The sequence below is a fragment of the Psychromonas algicola genome (genome assembly GCF_004378355.1).
Lineage (GTDB): Bacteria > Pseudomonadota > Gammaproteobacteria > Enterobacterales > Psychromonadaceae > Psychromonas.
The window spans coordinates 41,486-62,944 of record NZ_SNUB01000006.1 but is presented as its reverse complement, the minus strand read 5'-3'; the positions used below and the strand labels follow the sequence as shown (position 1 = coordinate 62,944).

The following is a 21,459-nucleotide window of genomic DNA, read 5'->3' as shown; positions in this document are numbered from 1 at the left end:
GAATTTGAGTTAATGCAAGTATGCTATTTTTGTGGGTAACGCTTAAGTAAGTGATTGAGAGTGAGTCAAAAGTGACTAGTTTCATTGTTCAATAAAACCAGCCACCATTTATTAGCTTGCTATTTTAAGCTTGTTTATCGTCTTCAGCTTTCTTTTTACCCGCCCAATTAGGCTTACCTTTTGCTTTAATTGTTCTATGGCGCTGTTTGCCCATTTCGAGTTTTTTCTTTTGGCGTTTTTCTTTTTGAAGTCGTTTAACTTCTTCTTCGCGTGCTTTGCCTTTTTTGGTTAACGGCTTTTTAGTTTTACGTACACTCGCTTTTGCTTCTTTATTTTGAGGACGTAACCCTTTGATCACACGACGTTTTAATATTTGATCTGTATAACGTTCAACTTTAGAAAGAATATCAATATCATGTGCTTCAATAATTGAAATCGCAGTGCCTTTTTTACCACCACGAGCTGTACGGCCAATACGGTGTACATAAACATCTGCACTGCGTGGCATATCATAGTTAATAACATGGCTAATATCAGGAACATCGATACCACGCGCTGCCACATCGGTGGCGATTAATATATTAGTGGTGCCTTCTTTGAATTGACGAAGAGAAAGATTACGTTTCTCTTGATCCATTTCTCCACGTAAGTAATTACAGCGAATATTTAATTCTGCTAATTGAGCAACAAGTTGCGCAAGGCGGTCACGAGTCTTAACAAATACAATCATCTTATGTACTTGTTCATGCTCAGGCTCTTGTTGCAGAATAGCCGCTAGTAATTGCAGTTTGTGCTCAGGATTATCAGCTAAATGGATATACTGTAAAATCTTACCACTTTCTCTACGCGTCACTTCGGCAGTCAGTTGCACTGGGTTTTTTAATACGTCTCTTGCAAATTCGCGTAAGCCTTTACCTTCTAATGTTGCTGAAAATAGAGCCGTCATTTTGCGCCAACGAGCTTCACCTGCAATGCGATCCATTTCTGCGATGAATCCCATATCTAGCATTCTATCTGCTTCATCTAAGATCAAGCATTCAACTTCGCGGCAATCAAAGGCTTCAGCATCAATGTATTCCATTAAGCGGCCAGGTGTTGCGATAACAATATCAACGGAGCCCATAATAGTATCTTCTTGTGCTTCATAAGAGATACCACCAATAATATTACCAACAACTAATTTTGTGCCTTCAATAAGTTGTTCTGCGATTTCACTGATTTGTACTGCTAATTCACGGGTTGGCGTTAATACGAGAATACGTGCAGAGCCACCTTTGCGACGCGGGTAATCAATTAAGCGTTGCACTGCAGGTAACAAGAATGCCAATGTTTTGCCTGTTCCTGTCGGTGCACTTGCCATGATATCGCGTTCATCCATTGCTGGTGGGATCACCAAGCTTTGGATGCTGGTAGGGCGAGTGTGACCCATTTTAGCAACGGCGTTTAATAAGTGCTGATCAAGCTCAAGCGATTCAAATGACATCAATATTTCCAATACAATAAAACAAAAAGCATATTATAAAGCAAAGTTTACATTTAGGGAGTAATTGTCACAGATTTTGATGATTTAATTAAAGCGCTAGGCATGTGTTGTTAAAAACACACCTAGCATAGCGAAGTCAGTTTGTCGTTTGGGTATGAAAAGGGTTAATAGATGTCTTTGTATTGCTCATTGATTTCAATAATCTTTTGCTGGCATCGCTTGAATGCAGCAACCACTCTAGGGTCAAAATGTGAACCGGCTTGTTGCTCAATAAATGCAATGACTTCATGCATTGGCCATGCTTTTTTATAACAACGATCATGCGCGAGTGCATCAAATACATCTGCTAATGAAGCAATACGCCCGACCAAATCAATTTCTTCACCTTTTAGGCCATTAGGATAACCTGAACCATCCCATTTTTCATGATGCTGATAACTGATTAATGCGGCATATCTTAAAACGTCTTGATTAGAATGGCGTACTAAATCATAACCAATTTCTACATGTGACTTCATTATTTCCCATTGATCAGAATCTAATGCAGCAGGTTTATGTAATATGTCATCTGGAATGCCTATTTTGCCTAAATCGTGCAGTGGAGAAGCTGATTTTATTTTCTCTGCTTCTTTGACTGAATAACCTAATTCAAGTGCCAATACGCGGGTGATCTCAGCTACGCGACGAATATGATTACCTGTTTCTTTAGATTTATGCTCAATTGCTTCACCTAGCAGATAAACAATTTCACGTTGTCCTTCACTGACTTCGTGACGTAACTCTTCGTTATCAAAAGAGGTTTTTGCATTGGCTGCAAATAAATCGAGTAATGCAATATCTTGCTCATTAAGCGGTAAAAAACCTTCAAAGTAGAGGATGATTGAACTATCGGAGCTGCTTGATATGTTCATCACAAAGGCATTATCAGTATAAATATGTCGTTGTTCTTGAATGCATTGAGTAATTAATAGTGAAACTGCATCGGGTAACTTATCAATATCGTGTATATCGCTGAGGTGTGAAAATTTCTCGGTGGTTTCGAGTAAGTGAAAGATAGTCGGATTACAATAAATCCCTAAAGACGAAAGAGTATATTCTACGTTAGAAGTACATAATCTAACCAGTTGAGTGAGATAATTGATCGTAGCTTTAACGATTGATTCATAGGTTGGTGATTCAAATAAGGAGGATGAAGAAGCAACAACAATTTCTAACCCTTGCTTATTTTTTTTCAAAGACATAACACTTTGATAAGCACGTAATGCATTACACATTAAAGTGTCGAGTTTGATGCCACTTAATTCCGTTTTGTTTTTATAATCTGAAATATCATATTCACGGATGATTTTCCGTTCTGGTGCTTGCCCGGGCTGTCCGGTTCTTAAAATAAGTCGAGTTTCTTTATTATTTAACGTATCTCGGATTGTTTTAATCAATCCGAGACCAGCATTATCGGTTTCCATCACAACATCAACTAATGCAACGGCAATGTCATTATGTTCTTTAAATAACAATTCGGCTTCATAGGCAGAGTAAGCACTTAAAAAATGTAATGGAATATCATCCCATTCAAAACTAGATAGGACTAATTTTGTCACCGCATGCATTTCCTCATCATCATCAATAATAAGGACTTTCCAAGGAGATAAACGAGCATCAGTCGAATCATTAATGGGGATTATTTCATCATCAATGAGTAAAATGTCGTCGTCATTCATAAATATCTCTCAATAAATTGTTTTAAACATGGGAAAATAACATAGATACAAGATACAGTTGTTATTAAAACAGTAGGTTAATGTATGCTATTTTTAGCAAAAGTGTACAACTTTACCCGAGATTGTGATTGTATCCACATCTATAACAGCACTGTTTTAGTTTAGCCTATTTCCGGTAATAGGTATAAGTTCATTATGGTTCATATTAAGGAAATTAACGTGTTTGATATTATTTCACCTGTCGATAAAGTGACGTCTGCATTTATTAGCTCTATTCAAGATAAAATAGACATGAAAACAAAACCTCAAGGCAGTTTAGGTTTATTAGAAACGGTTGCCTTTAAAGTCGCATTATTACAGCAAAGCTTAATGCCAAAGTTTGTTAAACCCTGTGTGATTGTTTTTGCTGCTGACCATGGTGTCGCGGATCAAGGTGTGAGTTTATTTCCGCAAGTTGTGACCGAACAAATGGTGTTAAATTTTCTTAATAATGGTGCAGCTATTAACTGTTTTTCAAACCAACATAATATCGAATTGAAAATTGTAAACGCAGGTGTGAAAGCTAACTTTGATAACATTACCAATGCTAATTTTATTAACCTACCTATTGCTGCGGGGACACACAACTTTGTTGAGCAAGCTGCAATGAGTAAAGAGCAATGCATCGCCGCTATCAATAAAGGTGCTGAAGTCGTCAAAGCACAATTTGACCAAGGCTGTAACGTGATTGGATTTGGTGAAATGGGCATAGCTAATACCACCTCAGCGGCCGCGATCATGTCTGCTTTATTAGGATTAACTGGTCAAGAATCTGCAGGTAAAGGCTCTGGTGTTGATGATGCGACTGTTTTAATCAAGGCTAAAGCCATTGATACTGCGATTGCAAAATACAAACTAGACGCAAGTGATCCTTTAATTGTATTGCAAAGTGTTGGCGGTTTTGAAATCGCGATGATGGTGGGCGGCATGTTAAAAGCTGCAGAATTATCTATGTTAGTGTTAATTGACGGTTTTATTGCTTCGAGTGCGGCGTTAGTTGCTAGTGAAATGAATGAAAACTTTTTACATTACACGCAATTCTGTCATCAGTCTGAAGAGCAAGCACATAAACGATTATTGGCCAAAATGGAGGCTAAACCATTACTTTCAATTGGTATGCGTTTAGGAGAAGGATCTGGCGTGACCGTTGCTTACCCATTATTGGTTTCTGCGCTTACATTCTTAAATGAAATGGCTTCATTTGCTGATGCGGGTGTGTCTGATAGCCACTAAGTTAATAAATCCACCGTAATAAATAGAGAGTGAAGTAGATGTTAGCTAGTTTTAAAAAACAATGGACTTTATTGTGTTATGCATTATCGTTTTTTTCTCGCTTATCTGTTCCACGCTCTACTGATTTTAAAGCTTATCCCTTCCACTTAGGCAATGCTTATTTCCCAGTGGTGGGGGCATTTTCTGCGATCCTTGGTTTTTGTGTTTTTTATGTTGCGCAAAGCATGTTTGATAATACGATTAGTGTTATTTTGATGTTAGTTGCGAGCTTATTGTTTACTGGTGCATTACATGAAGATGGTTTTGCAGATAGCTGTGACGGTTTTGGCGGTGGTTATACTAAAAAACAATGTTTGGCGATCATGAAGGATAGCCAGATTGGCACTTATGGTGTGCTGGGCTTGATCTTGCTTTTTGCTCTGAAAATCAATCTGTTAATTACGCTTTCTTTACAATCTAATATTGTTTTCTTTGCGCTGTTATTAAGTGCTGCTATGTTGAGCCGTCTCAGTCTATTAGCTGTTATTCAATGTAGTTTATATGCAAGAGATGATGAAAGTAGCAAAGCGGCTAGTTCCTCTCATGCTTTACCTAAAAAGTATTTGTTGCTGGCTATTTTAATGGGTTTGAGCTCAATGTATTGGATGCCTGTATTGTGGAGTGTGCTGATACTTTGTTTGCTCACCATAAGTACATTATTATGTCGTGCTTATTTTAACAAGCAAATACAAGGTTACACTGGAGACTGTTTAGGCTTTTTGCAGCAACTAAATGAGTTATTAATCTTTTTGATTTTATTACCTTTATTTGAATCAAATCCTGCTATTTTTTCTTAATATAACGATATCCTTTTATGAGCCAGTCTGAAAGCAACACACTGATAACCCATCAAATTTATCTTGTTCGTCATGGGGAAGTTAATGTGCCTGTCGGTGTTTGTTATGGGCAATTAAATTGTGAAGTCTCTGCTGGATTTGAGGCTGAACAAGCTCGTCTTATTGACTATTTCACCAATACCTCTCAGCTAGAAAGCTTGGCTTACTCTTCGCCAATCATTATAAGTAGCCCGCTAAAACGTTGTGTTCAACTCGCACAAACTTTAAACCAAGCATTGGAATCTCAAGCAGATCCCACATTGCAGGCTCAACTACATTGCAATGACGCTTTTAAGGAGATTAACTTTGGAGATTGGGAAGGGCAGTCTTGGCAAAATATTGGACAAGATAAAATTGAAAGCTGGAATAATGACTTAATTGATTACACATTTCCGAATGGTGAAAGTGCACGTAGCTTTGATGCTCGAGTGATTAATGCATGGGATGAATTAAAGGCTCAATTAGCACGTGAAACAAGCTCAAAAACAATTATTATTATTACTCACGCAGGTGTTATTCGTTCTATTTTATCTCATTTTTTGCATATTCCATTACAACACAGTTTGTTGCTTAATATTGATAAACTAAGTATTTCTCATCTTAATCTCTATCCTCAATTTGAAACCTTATCACGTTGCATGTTTGTTAATAAAAAACTTTAATACTTAAAAAATACGATTATTTATCAATGAGCTAAATACTCTTATTTGTTATTTATGTAAAGCGGTTTTATATGAGTTTATGTGATGATTCTCCGCTTTTACTTGTTGTAAATCACGTTGTGTTCACTTTCTGTTTGTTAAAATTTCACTTAAATCTTCTCGTTTCAATATATTTATTATCTGAAGGAAAGTGTCATGTTCAATTCGTTGAAAATTTTTAATATCATTTCGGCCATCTTTATCGTTTTCTTTTCTCCCTCTTTGTTTGCTAATGGAACAGGGGATATTATTGACTTAACCTCACATGGTATCGGCTATGCTGCACTTTTATTTTTTGGCATTGCTTATTGTTTAGTTATGTTAGAAGACGTTACCCATTTACGTAAATCAAAACCTGTACTTATTGCTGCGGGTATTATTTGGGGAATGATTGGTTACTATTATTCTCAGCATGGTATGTCCCATGAATCGGAAGCTGCGTTCCGTCATAATTTATTAGAATATGCAGAGCTGTTTTTCTTTTTATTAGTTGCAATGACTTACATTAATTCCATGGAAGAACGCCAACTGTTTGATGCCTTACGTGCTTGGATGGTTAATAAAGGTTTTACCTTAAGACTGATTTTTTGGTTAACGGGGTTATTAGCTTTCTTTATCTCACCTGTTGCGGACAATCTAACAACAGCACTGTTGATGTGTGCCATTGTAATGAAAGTTGGGGGAGACAATAAAAAATTCATTACCTTAGCCTGTATTAATATTGTTGTTGCAGCCAATGCTGGTGGTGCGTTTAGTCCATTTGGTGACATTACAACCTTAATGGTTTGGCAAAAAGGTATGGTTCAATTTGGTACCTTCTTCGCACTATTTATTCCAGCCGCTGTTAACTTCTTAGTGCCTGCGATTATCATCAGTTTCTTTATTTCCAACGAAGCGGCGAAAGGTGATGGTGAAGTTGTGCATATGAAACGTGGTGCTCGTCGTATTGTTGCCTTGTTTCTAACAACTATCTTCTTTGCTGTTATGGGGCATTCTGTATTAGGAATGCCACCTGTTTTAGGCATGATGACAGGTTTAGGTTTATTGCAGTTCTTTGCTTTCTTTTTACGTAAAACTCAAAAAAGCTACTATCAAACTGCATTGGCTAAAACTGAAGGCGAGCAGCATCAAAGACTTTCACTATTAAGTAAAGAAACGCCTTTTGATATTTTCAATAAAGTTGCGAAAGCAGAATGGGATACCTTATTCTTCTTCTACGGCGTTGTCTTGTGTGTAGGTGGTTTGGGCTTTATGGGTTACCTAAGCATGGTTTCAGAAGCGATGTACACAAACTGGGATCCTACTTATGCTAATGTCACTGTCGGTGTGTTATCTGCGGTTGTTGATAATATCCCTGTTATGTTTGCTGTATTGAGTATGCATCCAGATATGAGCATTGGACAGTGGTTATTAGTGACATTGACTGCCGGTGTTGGTGGTAGTTTGTTCTCTATTGGTAGTGCTGCGGGTGTGGCTTTAATGGGGCAAGCCCGTGGTATTTATACCTTCGGTGCTCACCTAAAATGGACGCCTGTGATTGCATTAGGTTACATTGCGAGCATCTTTGCACATCTTTGGATTAACGCCTCTTACTTCTAGGGAATCGCGTTCTTTTTTCATTCATTCTGAGCGACTTAATATGATTAAGTCGCTCTTTTTTTATCTGATGCTTAATCATTCTTCTTTTAAAAAGATTGTTTTCTGATTTTGTTTGTAAAAACAATTAAATAAGTCGTTTTTATAAAATCAGCTTAATTTTTATTTACGCTTTCTGTTCTTTTTTTGTACAAATTAACTATGATTATAATTCATCAATAATAAGGTTGCTTTGGAGCTATTTCGATCTTGGGATATTCATTATACCAATCACGATAAATAGTTTATTTATTTTCCTGGCTAACACAGCTCACTTTTTTGTTATAAATTGCGTAAAGATAACAGCCATTTACGTTAATTTATGCGTCGAGTGGAACTGTTTTTCAGCGTGAAATTCAGATGACATATTTAATGTGATCGGTAATGTTTTTATGCTTCATTTAACCTTTAATTCAAAAAGTTTACGTGTGACGATTTGAAATTGCTTAGCATTAATTAAGCAAAAGAAGGATTAAGTAGGATGAAAAAGACAGTAGCGGGTTTTAGTCTCATTGAGTTATTAATTGTTATTGCAATCATCGCTATTCTTGCAACGGCGGCTTTTCCACAATATAAAAACTACACCAATAAAGCACAAGTTATGGCCGATTTGTCGGGCATTGATCCTTATAAACTCGGTGTTGCAGTTTGTTATAACCTACTCGGCACCTTCGCTGGTTGTGATGCAGGGACGAATGATATTCCAGATGTAGCTGGGCATGTAGAAAGTGTTATCAATGGTGCTATTAAAGTTAATGTTATTTACGCTAACGAAGATAAAATCATTCAATACCAAGGTGACGCTGATAGTGGAATGATTACTTGGAAAATTACCAGTGATATTGATAGCTGTAATAGCATCCTAAAAGGATGTAATGAACTCGCAACCGAGTAATTGATTATGCCATTACCCATTAACGGTCTTATCGCTAACCTTACCGCTGCAAACTTGCTGCCTGTTGCTAACTTACAGGTGATTCTTGCATCAGCATTATCTGAAAATAAAACCTTAGTGCACTACCTTGTTGAAAATAATCTTATTGATAGTTTGGCATTAGCCAAATTCTGCGCAAAAGAATACGACATACCTTTGGTGGAGTTTGAACATCTTATGTTAGATGAAATTCCTGAAGAATTTATCGACCATAAATTGATAGAAAAACATCATGCTTTACCTATTTATTCAAAACAAAAAACACTTTATATCGCAATGTCCGACCCTACTAACTTAACTGCTTTAGATGAGTTTAGTTTCAGTTTAGGCATGCACACAGAAGTTTTGTTAGTGGAAGAGGCGAAGCTTAATAAAGCCATTGAAAATAAACTTAATGATGGCATTGGTGTATTAAACGATGTGGGGGATATCGATGATATAGAAATTGATGATTCACAATCGCGATTAGATGAAATGCAAGTGGTTGATGATGATGCGCCTATTGTTAAATATATTAACGGGATATTGATTGATGCTGTGAAGAAAGGCGCTTCAGATCTTCACTTTGAACCCTATGAAAGTAAATATCGCATTCGCTTTCGTGTCGATGGGATTCTTTATGAAGTCGCTTCTCCTCCTGTCAATTTAGCGAATCGCTTTTCTGCTCGGCTAAAGGTCATGTCTAAATTAGATATTGCCGAACGGCGCTTGCCTCAAGATGGGCGAATTAAATTAAAAATATCCAATAAACGCAATGTCGATCTTCGTGTAAGTACCTTGCCTACTATGTGGGGCGAAAAAATAGTGATGCGGATTTTGGATTCCTCTGCAGCCAATCTAGACATTGATGCGCTGGGTTATAGTGAAGAGCAAAAGAGTAAATATCTAAGCGCATTAGCCAAGCCGCAAGGGCTTATTTTAATCACAGGGCCGACAGGAAGTGGTAAGACGGTTTCTTTATATACAGGGTTAAATATTCTCAACACCGTTGAACGGAATATATCAACGGCTGAAGATCCTGTGGAAATCAACTTAACTGGCATTAATCAGGTACAAATCAATAACAAGGTTGGGCTTACTTTTGCATCTGCATTGCGTTCTTTTTTACGTCAGGATCCCGATGTCGTTATGGTCGGAGAAATTCGTGATTTAGAAACCGCTGAAATAGCCATAAAAGCCGCACAAACAGGTCACTTAGTTTTATCGACATTACATACCAATTCCGCAGCCGATACCGTCACAAGGCTATTAAATATGGGCGTACCTGCTTTTAATGTTGCTTCGTCAGTTTCACTGATTATTGCACAACGTTTACCTCGTCGTTTATGCGTAGAATGTAAAGCGCCATTGAAAATCAGTGACCATGAATTACTTGAAATTGGTTTTACTGAACAACAGTTAACTCAGAAGCATCGCCTCTATAAACCTGTGGGTTGTGATAAATGCACTGATGGTTATAAAGGTCGTATTGGGGTTTATGAAATGATGGCAATGTCAGAAGCATTAGAAAGTGTCATTTTAAATACGGGTAATGCCATGCAACTTTATAATACGGCGCAAAAAGAAGGTATGTTGTCATTACGTCAATCCGCAATTAAACAGGCCTTAGCAGGTGTGATTAGCTTGAATGAAGTCACACGAGTGACTTAGCGATTATCGTTTTCTTATATTGTTAAAATCTGAATTTAAGGGGGTTTTTATGGAAATAAAAACCGAAGCTCCTACGCTGCAACTTTTTTATTGGAAGGGAATTAGTCGCAAAGGATTAACGCTTTCTGGTGAATTACAGGCAAGCAGTATTACTGAAGCAAAAAGTGAATTAAGAAAACAAAGTATTAATGTTACGCGTATTAAAAAGAAACCCAAGTCTCTATTTTCATTTAACCAAGCAATTACAACCATGGATATTGCAATCTTTTCTAGGCAAGTTGCGACCATGTTAAACGCAAGTGTTCCACTAGTACAGAGCCTGGACTTAATTGCTAAAGGTAGTGAAAAACCGTTATTAAGACAACTCATTACAGCCATTAGTCATGATGTTTCAACTGGTATTGCTTTGTCTCAAGTATTAGCAAGCTACCCTAAGTATTTTGATAATTTATATTGTGATCTAGTGGAAGTAGGGGAACAATCCGGTACTTTGGATATCATCTATGATCGCATCGCAACCTACCAAGAAAAATCCCAAGTTTTAAAATCTAAAATCAAAAAAGCCATGTTATATCCTGCTGCTATTTTATTTGTCGCGGGAGGCGTTACTCTGTTATTGCTTCTCTTTGTTATTCCTCAGTTTAAAGATATTTATCAAAGCTTTGGGGCAGAATTACCCAGCTTCACACTATTTGTATTAAGTGTTTCGGAGTTCGTAAAAAATAATTGCTTATTGATTTTTGTGAGTTGTTTAGCACTAGTTTTGCTGTTTAAAAGGGCGCATAGAAAGAGTCAAAAAGTAAAAAATTATACCGATAAATGTATGTTAACTATTCCCGTGATTAATTCACTCTTACATAAAGCGGCGATTGCCCGTTTTGCTAGAACTTTAGCGACCACTTTTACTGCAGGTATTCCTTTAATCGATGCGTTAGTTTCCGCCGCCGATGCTTCGGGCAATTATGTCTATCGTTCTGCAATTAAAATGATGCGTGCTGAAGTGATGGAAGGTATGCAAATTCATCATGCCATGAATGCCACACACTTGTTTCCTAATATGGTGTCACAGATGGTGATGATCGGTGAAGAATCAGGTACGTTAGATAGTATGTTAAGTAAAGTTGCCGATATTTACGAAGGGCAAGTTGATAACACAGTTGATGGACTAACCAGTTTATTAGAGCCAATTATTATGGTGGTCTTGGGAATTGTTGTGGGGTCATTAATCATCGCGATGTATTTACCTATCTTTAAATTAGGGAGTGTCATTGGGTGATTCATGGCATTCAAACACTGCTTTAGCCATTCGATAGTTCATCAGCCATTTCTTGATTCCATGTAAAATCTAAACTGAATTTTCCAGAGGGGTATAAAGTAAACTTTGCTTTGTTCCATTTGCTATTACCACCTTCGCTCGTCATCTCATATAGCAAGTGAAAATCACGACTCAAATCCTGTCTGTTAGTAAACTCTCTGAACTTGAAAGAAGTAAATTCACTGACTTCATTGATATATCCTCCTTTAAAACCTATTGCGTCACTATCATCACGCTCCACTTCCAAATAAGACTCTTTCCATTTTTCTGGTAAATTATTAAACATATTTTTAGCAATATTTTGGTATATTTCTTCTATTGTCATGATGAGACCTTTCGTTGGTTGTTGATTTTAATAAGTTGAAATAGCCATCATTTTGCTATCAAGGAGTACTTTAATCATTTCAATTTTAATATTTTATCATCAACACTTTATCTTATATCGGAAAGATTATTATTAAGGAGGTGTGCTAACATTGTTGTTTTTATATCCATCTTTCCAATATATTAAGTTGAGTTATTCATTATGAGAAGTATTGCTTCTGCTTTTTTTCTGCTGTTTACATCGTTTCTTTATGCAAATGAGTTCTCTCTCCACGTTAGCAAAGTTTACGATGTTGACTTTGAAACCACTTACGAAGACTTTTCTATTATTGCCGTAGATGATAACCACCTATACCCAGGTCGATTAGGTGACTTTTATTACAACCGAAAAAATACTGAGTCCGATGAGCATTATAAAAAAGCAGCTTATTGGTACAAACTCTCTGCTAAAAATGACAATGTATCTGCCCAATATCGGTTAGGTTATCTTTATAACCATGGCAAAGGTGTGACACGAGATGATAAAGAGGCGGCCTATTGGTATCAAAGATCGGCTGAGTTAGATTATGCTTCTGCTCAAAATAATTTAGGCGTGATGTACGCGAGTGGCGAAGGCGTTGATAAAGATCATAAGCAAGCAGCTTATTGGTATCACAGGGCTGCATTACAAGGTGAAATTTATGCACAATACAATCTAGGCTCTAAATACGCTAATGGGGAAGGGGTCTCTAAAGATAGTAAACAAGCTTATCAATGGTTTAAAAAGTCTGCTGAACAAGGTGATTCATTAGCTCAATATTATTTGGCTGACAGTTACACTTACGCTAAAGGCGTTGCCAAAGACTTACAGAAAGCAAATTACTGGTACCGACAGTCGGCTGAGCAAGGCGATAAATTTGCACAATATTTATTAGCATTAAATTATCTTAATGGCGAAGGTGTCGAAAAAAATTATAGCAAAGCGATACACTGGTTTAGAAAAGCAGCAAGAAAAGAGCATGCAAGTGCACAATTAAATATTGGTGTGATGTATGCCAACGGGCAGGGGGTAACAAAAGATGGTGAGCTTGCCGTTTATTGGTATCAAAAAGCAGCGGCTTTAAATAGTTCAAGTGCACAATATAACCTTGCATACCGTTATCATAAAGGTCTAGGTGTTGAGCAGAATGATCTGTTATCGCTGTCTTGGTATCAAAAAGCTGCTGAAAACGGTCATGTCGATTCTCAATATCAGTTAGGGGTTATTTATGCGGTAGGTAGAGGTGTTAAAAAAGATCCCGAAAAAGCTATTTACTGGTATCAAAAAGCAGCGGATGCAGGTGACCAATACGCACAATATAACCTTGCAGTAAGGTATGAAGAAGGAAGTAGTGGCTTAGATAAAAGTGCTAAACAAGCTATTTACTGGTATCAAAAAGCGGCAGAACAAGGTCATCAATACTCTCAATATAATCTTGCTGTAAGCTATGACAATGGATCTCTCGGTTTATCTAAAGATCTTAAACAAGCATTTTATTGGTATCAAAAAGCAGCATTACAAGGGCATGATGGTGCTCAATACTCTACTGCTTGGATGTATCAAAATGGCGCAGGTACCACTAAAAATAAACCGTTGGCATTAGAGTGGTACCAAAAAGCAGCTGAGCAAGGTCACCTTTCTGCTCAAAATAATCTGGGTGTTATATATGAAACTGGAGACGGGGTCGAAAAAGATCAAAAGCAAGCATTCTACTGGTATCAAAAAGCGGCTGAAGCAGGACTTGCCGTTGCACAAAGCAATTTAGGGTTAATGTATAACGTTGGAAGAGGGGGGGAAAAGGATCCAAAGCAAGCCGTTATTTGGTTTCGTAAGGCAGTAAAACAAGATTATGCCAAAGCCATGAATTATTTAGGTGATGCATATAGTGAAGGTAACGGTGTTAACAAAGATAATGAGTTGGCAAGAGCTTGGTACGAAAAAGCGGCTAAGAAAGGCATGTCTCTCGCACAGTTTCATTTAGCATTAAATTATAATAACGATAGCCCCAAGGATGTCAAACAAGCCTTGTATTGGTATCAACAAGCAGCAGAACAAGGTCACACCTCAGCACAATTCAACTTAGCTTATCTGTATAGTGACAAAAAAAGCGTGTTTAGGGATTTTAAAAAAGCGGTGTATTGGTATCAAAAATCCGCTGCTCAAGGATTTGTTGGTGCACAGAATAACTTAGGTTATATGTATGCTAATGGTTTCGGTACAAAAAAAGATACTGAAAAAGCGATCTACTGGTACAAAGAAGCTGCTTTGCAGGGAAGCGCTGATGCTGAGAATAATTTAGGTGGTTTGTATGAAAAAGGCAAAGGCATTGCTAAAGACTATAAAAAAGCATTTGGCTGGTATCTAAAATCAGCAAAACAGGCGCACTCAGATGCGCAGTATTCATTAGGTTCACTCTATTTTTATGGCAGAGGCACTGCTCGCGATTACTTAAAATCTTATATGTGGATAAAGTTGTCGGGCGATAATAAACAAACACAAAAAGCTCTTTCGGTTATTGCGGCCAAAATGACAGAGCAAGAATTACAACAAGCAAAAGCAATGGCTACACAATGCCAATCTTCAAATTATACTGAATGTAATTAAAGCGAGATTAAGATGTTAGATGCTATTTATATAAAGCCCATTGAGACACATAGTGAGAGTGAAAAAATCACCTTCTCTATTTTTGAATTCAAAGCGCTACCAGCACAACAAATAGCACTATATCGTCATTCATTATTTTGTCCCGTTTGTTTGCAGCCGGCGTACTTTAGGCGAGCATCTATTGATGGGAAACAAGCGTGCTTTGGATCGCGTCATCATTTACCTGATTGCTCTGAATTAAACTCCCATTTAAGAAATACAGTTAATAAAACAGATGGCTTAAGTGAAGAGTATCAATTAACCGATGAATCACAGAAGTTGCTTGAGCAGAAGATCAAAGCAGAGCAACAAGAAATACAAAAGGCCGACAATCAAAATCATCAATTAATTGAAAAATCAGTGAAGGAAGACCAAGGTTTTGTTATCGACTTTTCAGCCAAGACAGTAACTCGTAAAGTGGCTAATGAGTCCTCTAAAACAAAAAATTATCGCTCATCAAATAACACTCCAATAACGCTTGAATCAAAACAATTAAGCAATGAAATTGAGAAAGAACAAGCTAGCTCAATCAAACAAAGCCTAGCAAAACTATTAACCAGTTTGTTAAGAGGTAGTTCGTTAGCCACTTCTGATGTGTGGGTGCATACCAGTGAAATGCACAAATGGCGAGCAAAGAACTTATTTGTGAAACTTGAAGATGCAGAAGTCTTAGATAATTTCGCACCAAGAATGTATTGGGGCAGTATTAGTTACGCCGATAAAGAGATGATGTGGTTAAACGTAGAGGGAGCTAAAAATGTAGCTATCCCACTTAAACTTTTCCAACAAAAATTAGTCGATAAATATGCATTAGAAAGCAGTAGTGACTTAAAAGGTGCGAACATTATTCTATTTGCTAAATGTTTAGCCAATAAAGACAAGTCCCGAAAATTCCTGCAATTATGGAGCAACGACCTTCAGTATTTGCATCTTGTTTTAAAAACGAACTGATTGTATTAAAAGAATTAAAAATATTCACTTTCATTTTTCTGTCATATTCACCATGTATTCTCGATATCATTTTATTAAATTAATAGGTGGGTTGAGTCTGCATGTGGGAAATATTTAAAACTTTCTTTATCTTAGGTTGCATTAGCTTCGGCGGTCCTGCAGCACATATCGGTTATTTTCGATCCACATTTGTTCAGCGATTAGCTTGGTTAAATGAAAAACAATATGCAGATATCGTTGCCTTAAGCCAATTTTTGCCCGGTCCTGGATCAAGCCAAGTCGGTTTTGCTGTTGGCTACCATCGTGCAGGTTTAGCGGGCGCATTGTTCGCTTTTTTAGGGTTTACCTTACCTTCTATTGCTTTAATGCTATTGCTGGTGGTCACTACCGCTCAATTAACGGACAACTCATTGTTTCTTTCTGTGATACACGGTCTTAAGTTACTCGCAGTTGTGGTGGTTTTTGATGCTGTGTTAGGTATGTACAAAAATTTCTGTAAAGATAATGTTCGTATTTTTTTGTGCCTATTAACTGCTTGCGTATTGCTTATTTGGCCGGGCATATTCAGCCAATTGTTAGTGCTGATTGGTGCCGCTACAATAGGCGTTTTACTGTTGAAAGAAAAACACAATGATGTTGTAGACAAACAAACATCTATCCTAAGCAAAGAACTCGTCAATTCAATTAATTATGTGCCTTTAACTGTCTTTTTATTGTTACTCTTTTCATTGCCTTTCCTAACGCATATCTCACCTATTGTTCAGACCTTTTCTGATTTCTTTCAAGCGGGTAGTTTAGTGTTTGGAGGAGGGCATGTTGTATTACCTCTGTTAGAAAATATTGTGTCTGGACAAATCGCGCCAGATCAGTTTTTAACTGGGTACGCAATTGCACAAGCAGTACCGGGCCCGATGTTTACCTTTGCCACTTATATTGGTTACTTTATTTTACCAAACACACCTATATTGGGAGCCTTGATCGCGACTGTCGCTGTGTTTTTACCGGGTTTTTTATTGTTACTGAGTTGTTTGAAAAATTGGAAGAAGCTATCCGCTTTGCCTAACTTAGCTGCTGCAATAAATGGTGTGAATGCTGCTGTGGTGGGATTATTAATTAGTGCCTTGTATCAGCCTGTATTCAGTAGTGCTGTATTTAATGGTGTTGATATGGCGACGGTATTAGTTGGCGTGTATTTGTTGAAATGTAAGCAATTACCGATTGTGGCGTTAGTCGCATTATTTGCATTAGCTGGTGGAGCATTTAGCCTGCTTTATTAAAGCAAACAAAAAAAGGGCCGAAGCCCTTTTTATAAGCAATGAATATAGAGCAGCTTATTGTTGCTCTAAAAGACCTTGGCTTTTTAGGTATTCTTCATAAGTACCATGGAAATCAACCACTTTATCTTCTTTGATTTCGATAATACGTGTTGCTAATGACGATACAAACTCACGGTCATGACTCACGAACAATAACGTACCTTCATAGTTCTCTAATGCTAAGTTTAATGATTCAATCGATTCCATATCCAAGTGATTGGTTGGCTCATCCATTAATAGAATATTAGGCTTAGTCATCATTAGCTTACCGAATAACATACGACCTTGTTCACCACCAGAGATGATCTTAACTGATTTAGTAATATCGTTTGCACCGAATAATAAACGCCCTAAGGTGCCGCGAACAGCTTGCTCGTCATCACCTTCTTGCATCCATTGTCCCATCCAATCCATTAAGTTTTGGTCTTTTTCAAAGTCAGATGAATGATCCTGTGCGTAGTAACCAAGTTGTGCGTTTTCAGACCATTTGTATTCACCTGAATCTAATTCAACTTGTCCCATCAACGTACGTAATAGCGTTGTTTTACCCACGCCATTTTGACCTATGATAGCAACACGCTCACCGACTTCAATCATCAAGTTCAAGTCTTTGAATAATGTGTTTTCAAAGCTTTTGGTCATTGAAACGGTTTCTAATGCGTTACGGAATAACTTCTTCTCTTGTTTAAAGATAATGTAAGGATTCACACGGCTTGATGCTTTAACTTCATCAAGTTGAATCTTATCCATTTGTTTCGCACGAGAGGTTGCTTGTTTTGCTTTAGATGCGTTTGCAGAGAAACGACTTACAAATTCTTGTAATTCAGATAACTGTGCTTTTTTCTTAGCATTTTCAGAGAGTAAACGTTCACGAGCTTGCGTTGCCGCCGTCATGTATTCGTCGTAGTTACCTGGGTATAAACGTAATTCACCGTAATCGATATCGGCCATATGCGTACAAACAGAGTTTAAGAAGTGACGGTCATGCGAGATGATAACCATAGTACATTGACGTGCATTTAATTCAGTTTCTAACCAACGGATAGTATCGATATCCAAGTTATTGGTTGGCTCATCAAGTAGCATGATGTCTGGGTTTGAGAATAAAACCTGTGCCAGTAAAACACGCAGTTTCCAACCCGGTGCCACTTCAGACATAGGACCGTAATGCTGTTCAAGTGGGATACCAACGCTTAATAGGATTTCTCCGGCGCGTGAATCGGCAGTGTAACCATCCATTTCAGCAAATTCAGTTTCTAAATCCGCCACTTTCATGCCGTCTTCTTCGCTCATTTCAGCTAAGCCGTAAATGCGGTTACGTTCGTTCATGACTTCCCACATTTCTTTGTGGCCCATCAATACCGTATCCATTACCGTATTTTCTTCAAAAGCGAACTGGTCTTGATGCAATTTTGCAATACGCTCATTAGGATCTTTAGTAACGTTACCTGCACTTGGCTCAAGGTCACCTGTTAAAATCTTCATGAAGGTTGATTTACCACAGCCATTCGCACCGATTAAACCGTAACGGTTTCCAGTACCAAATTTCACAGAGATATTTTCAAAAAGTGGTTTTGCACCAAACTGCATGGTGATGTTATTTGTACTTAACACGGCTTATTCCTAAAATTGTTTGAGTATTGCTTTTATACGTCTATTTAATGGTGCGTAGTATACCCGTTATCATTCAAGGTGCAAAATTCAGACGGATAAAAGCCAAGTTACTTACTATGATTGGTATAAGCATTTAAAATCTTAAAAATAGCAGTGAAGATGCTGAAATTCAGTGCTTCAGATTTGTATAAACGCAAAAGTGAGTTCATTAAATTTATTCGATCAACTAATCAAACTATCGCATGCATGATGCTGTTGCTTAGGGTAAGCTACGCGTCTAATGGCAAGTGCCGTACTTTAATGAGATTAACTATGAGTTTTGATTCCCTAGGTTTACCCGCATCGTTAGTAGAAGCTGTTAAAAAAGCTGGCTACGACACACCTTCCCCAATCCAAGAACAAGCGATTCCAGCAGTATTAGCTGGAAAAGATGTGATGGCCGCTGCGCAAACAGGCACAGGGAAGACAGCTGGGTTTACTTTGCCTCTTTTAGCACTGTTAGAAAAGGGTGAGCGAGCAAAACCAAATCAAGTACGCGCATTAATACTAACGCCAACACGCGAACTGGCAGCACAAGTGCAAGCAAGCGTAGAAAAATATGGCCAGAACATGCCATTACGCAGCATGGTTGTTTACGGTGGCGTTAAAATTAACCTACAAATGCAAAAATTACGCAGTGGTGTCGATATCTTAGTGGCAACACCGGGTCGTTTATTAGATCTTTACCAACAAAACGCAGTCCGTTTTCAGCAATTAGAAGTATTAGTCTTAGATGAAGCAGACCGTATGTTAGATATGGGCTTTATTCACGACATTAAAAAGATCTTAAAAGCCTTACCGCCTAAACGTCAAAACTTATTATTCTCAGCAACCTTTTCTAATGACATTCGCGCATTAGCAAAAGGCTTAGTGAATAATCCCGTTGAAGTGTCGGTAACACCACGCAACACAACGGTAGAGAAAATAGAGCAGTCACTATACGAAGTGGATAAAACCAAAAAAACAGCGCTATTAGGTGAATTGATCACTCAAAATGATTGGAAACAAGTGCTTGTCTTTGTAAAAACAAAACATGGTGCCAACCGCCTAGTTAAAAACCTAGAAGCGCGTGGTATTCGTAGTGCAGCGATTCATGGTAACAAGAGCCAAGGCGCACGTACTAAAGCATTAGCGCAATTTAAAGAAAGCCAAATTAAAGTATTAGTAGCAACCGATATCGCAGCACGTGGTATCGATATTGATCAACTACCTAACGTCGTTAACTTCGACTTACCGCATGTAAGTGAAGATTATGTACATCGTATCGGTCGTACAGGTCGAGCGGGTAATGAAGGTCAAGCGGTTTCATTAGTTTGCCAAGAAGAATTCAAGTTATTAAGAGATATCGAGCGTTTTATTAAGAAAGTGATCCCACGTAAAATCTTCGCAGGGTTTGAACCGGGTGAACCATTACAAGCTTCATCGTTAGGTAATGATAATGCGCCTAAGAAACCGAAGTCTCCAAAACCACAACACAGAGATGGTAATCGTTCTGGCGCAAGAACGGGGAGTGCGAAGAAACAACGCAGCCCAAGAAGTAATTTTGTAGGTGGTTAGTAGGTAGGATTTTTAGTTACGCAAAAATTTAGCGTGATCTAAGCCCTTGTTATTTTTCAGTAGAGGATTACTGGAATGATAATAGGGGCTTTTTTGTATGTGTTGTTTGAGTTTTTTAGTTTGGGCTCGTTCCCATTGTCTCTGTGGGAATGCATATTTCATTATCTTGATTGAGTTTTAGCTCGTCTGCGCTCGTCGGATCATGTTGATTGTTAGTTGCAGTAAATTCACCTTGGAGTGATGCTTTACGATTAAAAATCGAATGGGAGTGGTTCTTAGATATTCTTTTAAAATGTAGTTATCAGTTTAGCTCTGCTTCTCTCGTGGTAAGAAAATACCTTTGATGCAGTTCGGGTTGATTATTGCTAGCTGAATGTGATTCTCTGAATAGAATTTGGCTCCTTCGTATAATGCATCACCTTCAATAAAAGCAGCTCTAATTGAATCAAATGGTTCTCCTGCCTCTTCTGCAAGCGCACATGCATAACGAATTACAGCACAATCAAGCTCACGAGTCTTAAAATCAAAATCAGTAGCATAAAACTTTTTATTTTTAGGAAGCTCAATACCTTCTGCGTTTAAATCTTGTTTTAATTGTTGATACGCAGTTTTTAGAAAGTCATTGAATTTTTGATCAAGTAAATCTAAACAATTGCCGAGTTCTAATACTGCACCTAAAACAAAAGGAGCTGTTATTGAACTATTGATGCGTTTACTATCTTGAATTGCGTATTGTTTAGCTCTTTCTAAATTGTTTTCCCAAAAATAAATACCGTTACCCAGCCAATCATAGTTATTATTACTATGACGAAAATTATCTTCTTGAGTAAGTATTTTAAGAGCGGATGATTTATCTATTCCATGAAAGCCATAGATAATAGAAGGTTTTGAAGAGTACATTAGGTATTAGAAGTGGATGCTTTTTTTTCATTAGAAAAAAAACGAGAATCCATTTTTCCTTGTTCATTTAATACATGTGCTTTTTTTAATAATTGCATACGTTGAGTATGGTCTCTTTGCTTTCCTGCATTTTGAACTCGTGCTGTTAATTCAGTAATAGACATAATTCCTCCTAAATTTTTAGCCTAATTATCTATATATACGTTATAAAATGCAAACGTTAGTAAAACTTGATTATAGTGCGTTATATATATTTTGCTGTAATAAAAGGTTGTCAATTTAACTATCTGATTCGTAAAGTTAAAGTTAGCTCGTCTGCGCTAGGCGGATCATTTTGATTGTTAGTTGCAGTGTTTTCGCCCTGTCGGCGACTCTACTTTTTCTTGGTCAGAAGAAACTTTTTATCCACAACACGCAAAAAGATTGATCCTGAATCGTTTTCATTGGGATGTAGGATTTATCCTACCTTGCTTTACTCATAGCCAATTACTTTTAAGGCTCGTCAGCGCTCGT

Annotated in this window: 17 protein-coding genes; 11 read left to right on the top strand and 6 right to left on the bottom strand. The window is 37.5% G+C overall.

Features of this window, described 5'->3' with window-relative positions; all coding sequences use genetic code 11:
- Nucleotides 1-124: 124 nt before the first annotated feature.
- Both srmB and E2R67_RS04535 read right to left on the bottom strand, forming a co-directional pair.
- The gene (srmB, locus tag E2R67_RS04540) at nucleotides 125-1,483 is read right to left on the bottom strand and encodes an ATP-dependent RNA helicase SrmB (protein ID WP_134289746.1); all 1,359 of its coding nucleotides are present in this window, start codon (nucleotides 1,481-1,483) and stop codon (nucleotides 125-127) included.
- Nucleotides 1,484-1,647: 164 nt separating this feature from the next.
- Entirely contained in the window at nucleotides 1,648-3,201 is a 1,554-nt protein-coding gene (locus E2R67_RS04535; protein WP_134289745.1) for a response regulator, read from the bottom strand.
- 219 nt (nucleotides 3,202-3,420) lie between these two features.
- Between E2R67_RS04535 and cobT the strand changes: the two genes are divergently transcribed.
- From cobT to E2R67_RS04500, 7 genes are all read left to right on the top strand, one after another.
- A complete protein-coding gene (gene cobT / locus E2R67_RS04530; protein WP_243836953.1) occupies nucleotides 3,421-4,473 on the top strand; it encodes a nicotinate-nucleotide--dimethylbenzimidazole phosphoribosyltransferase in 1,053 nt (350 codons plus the stop codon).
- A gap of 38 nt (nucleotides 4,474-4,511) precedes the next feature.
- A complete protein-coding gene (locus tag E2R67_RS04525; RefSeq protein ID WP_134289743.1) occupies nucleotides 4,512-5,309 on the top strand; it encodes an adenosylcobinamide-GDP ribazoletransferase in 798 nt (265 codons plus the stop codon).
- A 17-nt stretch (nucleotides 5,310-5,326) separates the two neighbouring features.
- A complete protein-coding gene (cobC, locus tag E2R67_RS04520) occupies nucleotides 5,327-6,010 on the top strand; it encodes an alpha-ribazole phosphatase family protein (protein ID WP_134289742.1) in 684 nt (227 codons plus the stop codon).
- A gap of 195 nt (nucleotides 6,011-6,205) precedes the next feature.
- On the top strand, nucleotides 6,206-7,648 hold the full coding sequence (gene nhaD / locus E2R67_RS04515) for a sodium:proton antiporter NhaD (RefSeq protein WP_134289741.1): 1,443 nt from the start codon (nucleotides 6,206-6,208) through the stop codon (nucleotides 7,646-7,648).
- Nucleotides 7,649-8,165: 517 nt separating this feature from the next.
- Nucleotides 8,166-8,579: a pilin gene (locus E2R67_RS16920; RefSeq protein ID WP_134289740.1), complete on the top strand. Its 414-nt coding sequence runs from the start codon at nucleotides 8,166-8,168 to the stop codon at nucleotides 8,577-8,579.
- A gap of 6 nt (nucleotides 8,580-8,585) precedes the next feature.
- Nucleotides 8,586-10,268: a type IV-A pilus assembly ATPase PilB gene (gene pilB / locus E2R67_RS04505; protein ID WP_134289739.1), complete on the top strand. Its 1,683-nt coding sequence runs from the start codon at nucleotides 8,586-8,588 to the stop codon at nucleotides 10,266-10,268.
- A gap of 49 nt (nucleotides 10,269-10,317) precedes the next feature.
- Complete coding sequence (locus E2R67_RS04500; protein WP_134289738.1) at nucleotides 10,318-11,544, top strand: type II secretion system F family protein; 1,227 nt, start codon at nucleotides 10,318-10,320, stop codon at nucleotides 11,542-11,544.
- Between the two features lie 22 nt (nucleotides 11,545-11,566).
- On the opposite strand, the gene E2R67_RS04495 is transcribed toward E2R67_RS04500, so the two are convergent.
- Nucleotides 11,567-11,908: an immunity protein YezG family protein gene (locus E2R67_RS04495; RefSeq protein WP_134289737.1), complete on the bottom strand. Its 342-nt coding sequence runs from the start codon at nucleotides 11,906-11,908 to the stop codon at nucleotides 11,567-11,569.
- Between the two features lie 201 nt (nucleotides 11,909-12,109).
- Between E2R67_RS04495 and E2R67_RS04490 the strand changes: the two genes are divergently transcribed.
- From E2R67_RS04490 to chrA, 3 genes are all read left to right on the top strand, one after another.
- Entirely contained in the window at nucleotides 12,110-14,530 is a 2,421-nt protein-coding gene (locus E2R67_RS04490) for a tetratricopeptide repeat protein (RefSeq protein ID WP_134289736.1), read from the top strand.
- Between the two features lie 12 nt (nucleotides 14,531-14,542).
- Nucleotides 14,543-15,520 (top strand): hypothetical protein, encoded by a 978-nt coding sequence (locus tag E2R67_RS04485; protein WP_134289735.1) that lies wholly within the window; start codon nucleotides 14,543-14,545, stop codon nucleotides 15,518-15,520.
- Nucleotides 15,521-15,621: 101 nt separating this feature from the next.
- A complete protein-coding gene (chrA, locus tag E2R67_RS04480; RefSeq protein WP_134289734.1) occupies nucleotides 15,622-16,797 on the top strand; it encodes a chromate efflux transporter in 1,176 nt (391 codons plus the stop codon).
- 54 nt (nucleotides 16,798-16,851) lie between these two features.
- On the opposite strand, the gene E2R67_RS04475 is transcribed toward chrA, so the two are convergent.
- Nucleotides 16,852-18,450: an ABC-F family ATPase gene (locus tag E2R67_RS04475; protein WP_134289733.1), complete on the bottom strand. Its 1,599-nt coding sequence runs from the start codon at nucleotides 18,448-18,450 to the stop codon at nucleotides 16,852-16,854.
- Between the two features lie 312 nt (nucleotides 18,451-18,762).
- Between E2R67_RS04475 and E2R67_RS04470 the strand changes: the two genes are divergently transcribed.
- A complete protein-coding gene (locus E2R67_RS04470; protein ID WP_134289732.1) occupies nucleotides 18,763-20,046 on the top strand; it encodes a DEAD/DEAH box helicase in 1,284 nt (427 codons plus the stop codon).
- A 306-nt stretch (nucleotides 20,047-20,352) separates the two neighbouring features.
- Here the strand turns inward: E2R67_RS04470 and E2R67_RS04465 are convergent, their stop codons facing one another.
- Entirely contained in the window at nucleotides 20,353-20,946 is a 594-nt protein-coding gene (locus E2R67_RS04465; protein WP_134289731.1) for a hypothetical protein, read from the bottom strand.
- Nucleotides 20,946-21,110, bottom strand: a complete 165-nt coding sequence (locus tag E2R67_RS16590) for a hypothetical protein (protein ID WP_166739310.1) — start codon at nucleotides 21,108-21,110, stop codon at nucleotides 20,946-20,948. The genes E2R67_RS04465 and E2R67_RS16590 overlap by 1 nt, the downstream gene beginning before the upstream one ends.
- Between the last annotated feature and the right edge of the window lie 349 nt (nucleotides 21,111-21,459).

Coding starts and splice junctions, on each gene's coding strand:
- srmB (WP_134289746.1), bottom strand. CDS start 1,483: ATGTCATTTGAATCGCTTGAGCTTGATCAGCACTTATTAAACGCCGTT.
- E2R67_RS04535 (WP_134289745.1), bottom strand. CDS start 3,201: ATGAATGACGACGACATTTTACTCATTGATGATGAAATAATCCCCATT.
- E2R67_RS04525 (WP_134289743.1), top strand. CDS start 4,512: ATGTTAGCTAGTTTTAAAAAACAATGGACTTTATTGTGTTATGCATTA.
- cobC (WP_134289742.1), top strand. CDS start 5,327: ATGAGCCAGTCTGAAAGCAACACACTGATAACCCATCAAATTTATCTT.
- nhaD (WP_134289741.1), top strand. CDS start 6,206: ATGTTCAATTCGTTGAAAATTTTTAATATCATTTCGGCCATCTTTATC.
- E2R67_RS16920 (WP_134289740.1), top strand. CDS start 8,166: ATGAAAAAGACAGTAGCGGGTTTTAGTCTCATTGAGTTATTAATTGTT.
- pilB (WP_134289739.1), top strand. CDS start 8,586: ATGCCATTACCCATTAACGGTCTTATCGCTAACCTTACCGCTGCAAAC.
- E2R67_RS04500 (WP_134289738.1), top strand. CDS start 10,318: ATGGAAATAAAAACCGAAGCTCCTACGCTGCAACTTTTTTATTGGAAG.
- E2R67_RS04495 (WP_134289737.1), bottom strand. CDS start 11,908: ATGACAATAGAAGAAATATACCAAAATATTGCTAAAAATATGTTTAAT.
- E2R67_RS04490 (WP_134289736.1), top strand. CDS start 12,110: ATGAGAAGTATTGCTTCTGCTTTTTTTCTGCTGTTTACATCGTTTCTT.
- E2R67_RS04485 (WP_134289735.1), top strand. CDS start 14,543: ATGTTAGATGCTATTTATATAAAGCCCATTGAGACACATAGTGAGAGT.
- chrA (WP_134289734.1), top strand. CDS start 15,622: ATGTGGGAAATATTTAAAACTTTCTTTATCTTAGGTTGCATTAGCTTC.
- E2R67_RS04470 (WP_134289732.1), top strand. CDS start 18,763: ATGAGTTTTGATTCCCTAGGTTTACCCGCATCGTTAGTAGAAGCTGTT.
- E2R67_RS04465 (WP_134289731.1), bottom strand. CDS start 20,946: ATGTACTCTTCAAAACCTTCTATTATCTATGGCTTTCATGGAATAGAT.
- E2R67_RS16590 (WP_166739310.1), bottom strand. CDS start 21,110: ATGTCTATTACTGAATTAACAGCACGAGTTCAAAATGCAGGAAAGCAA.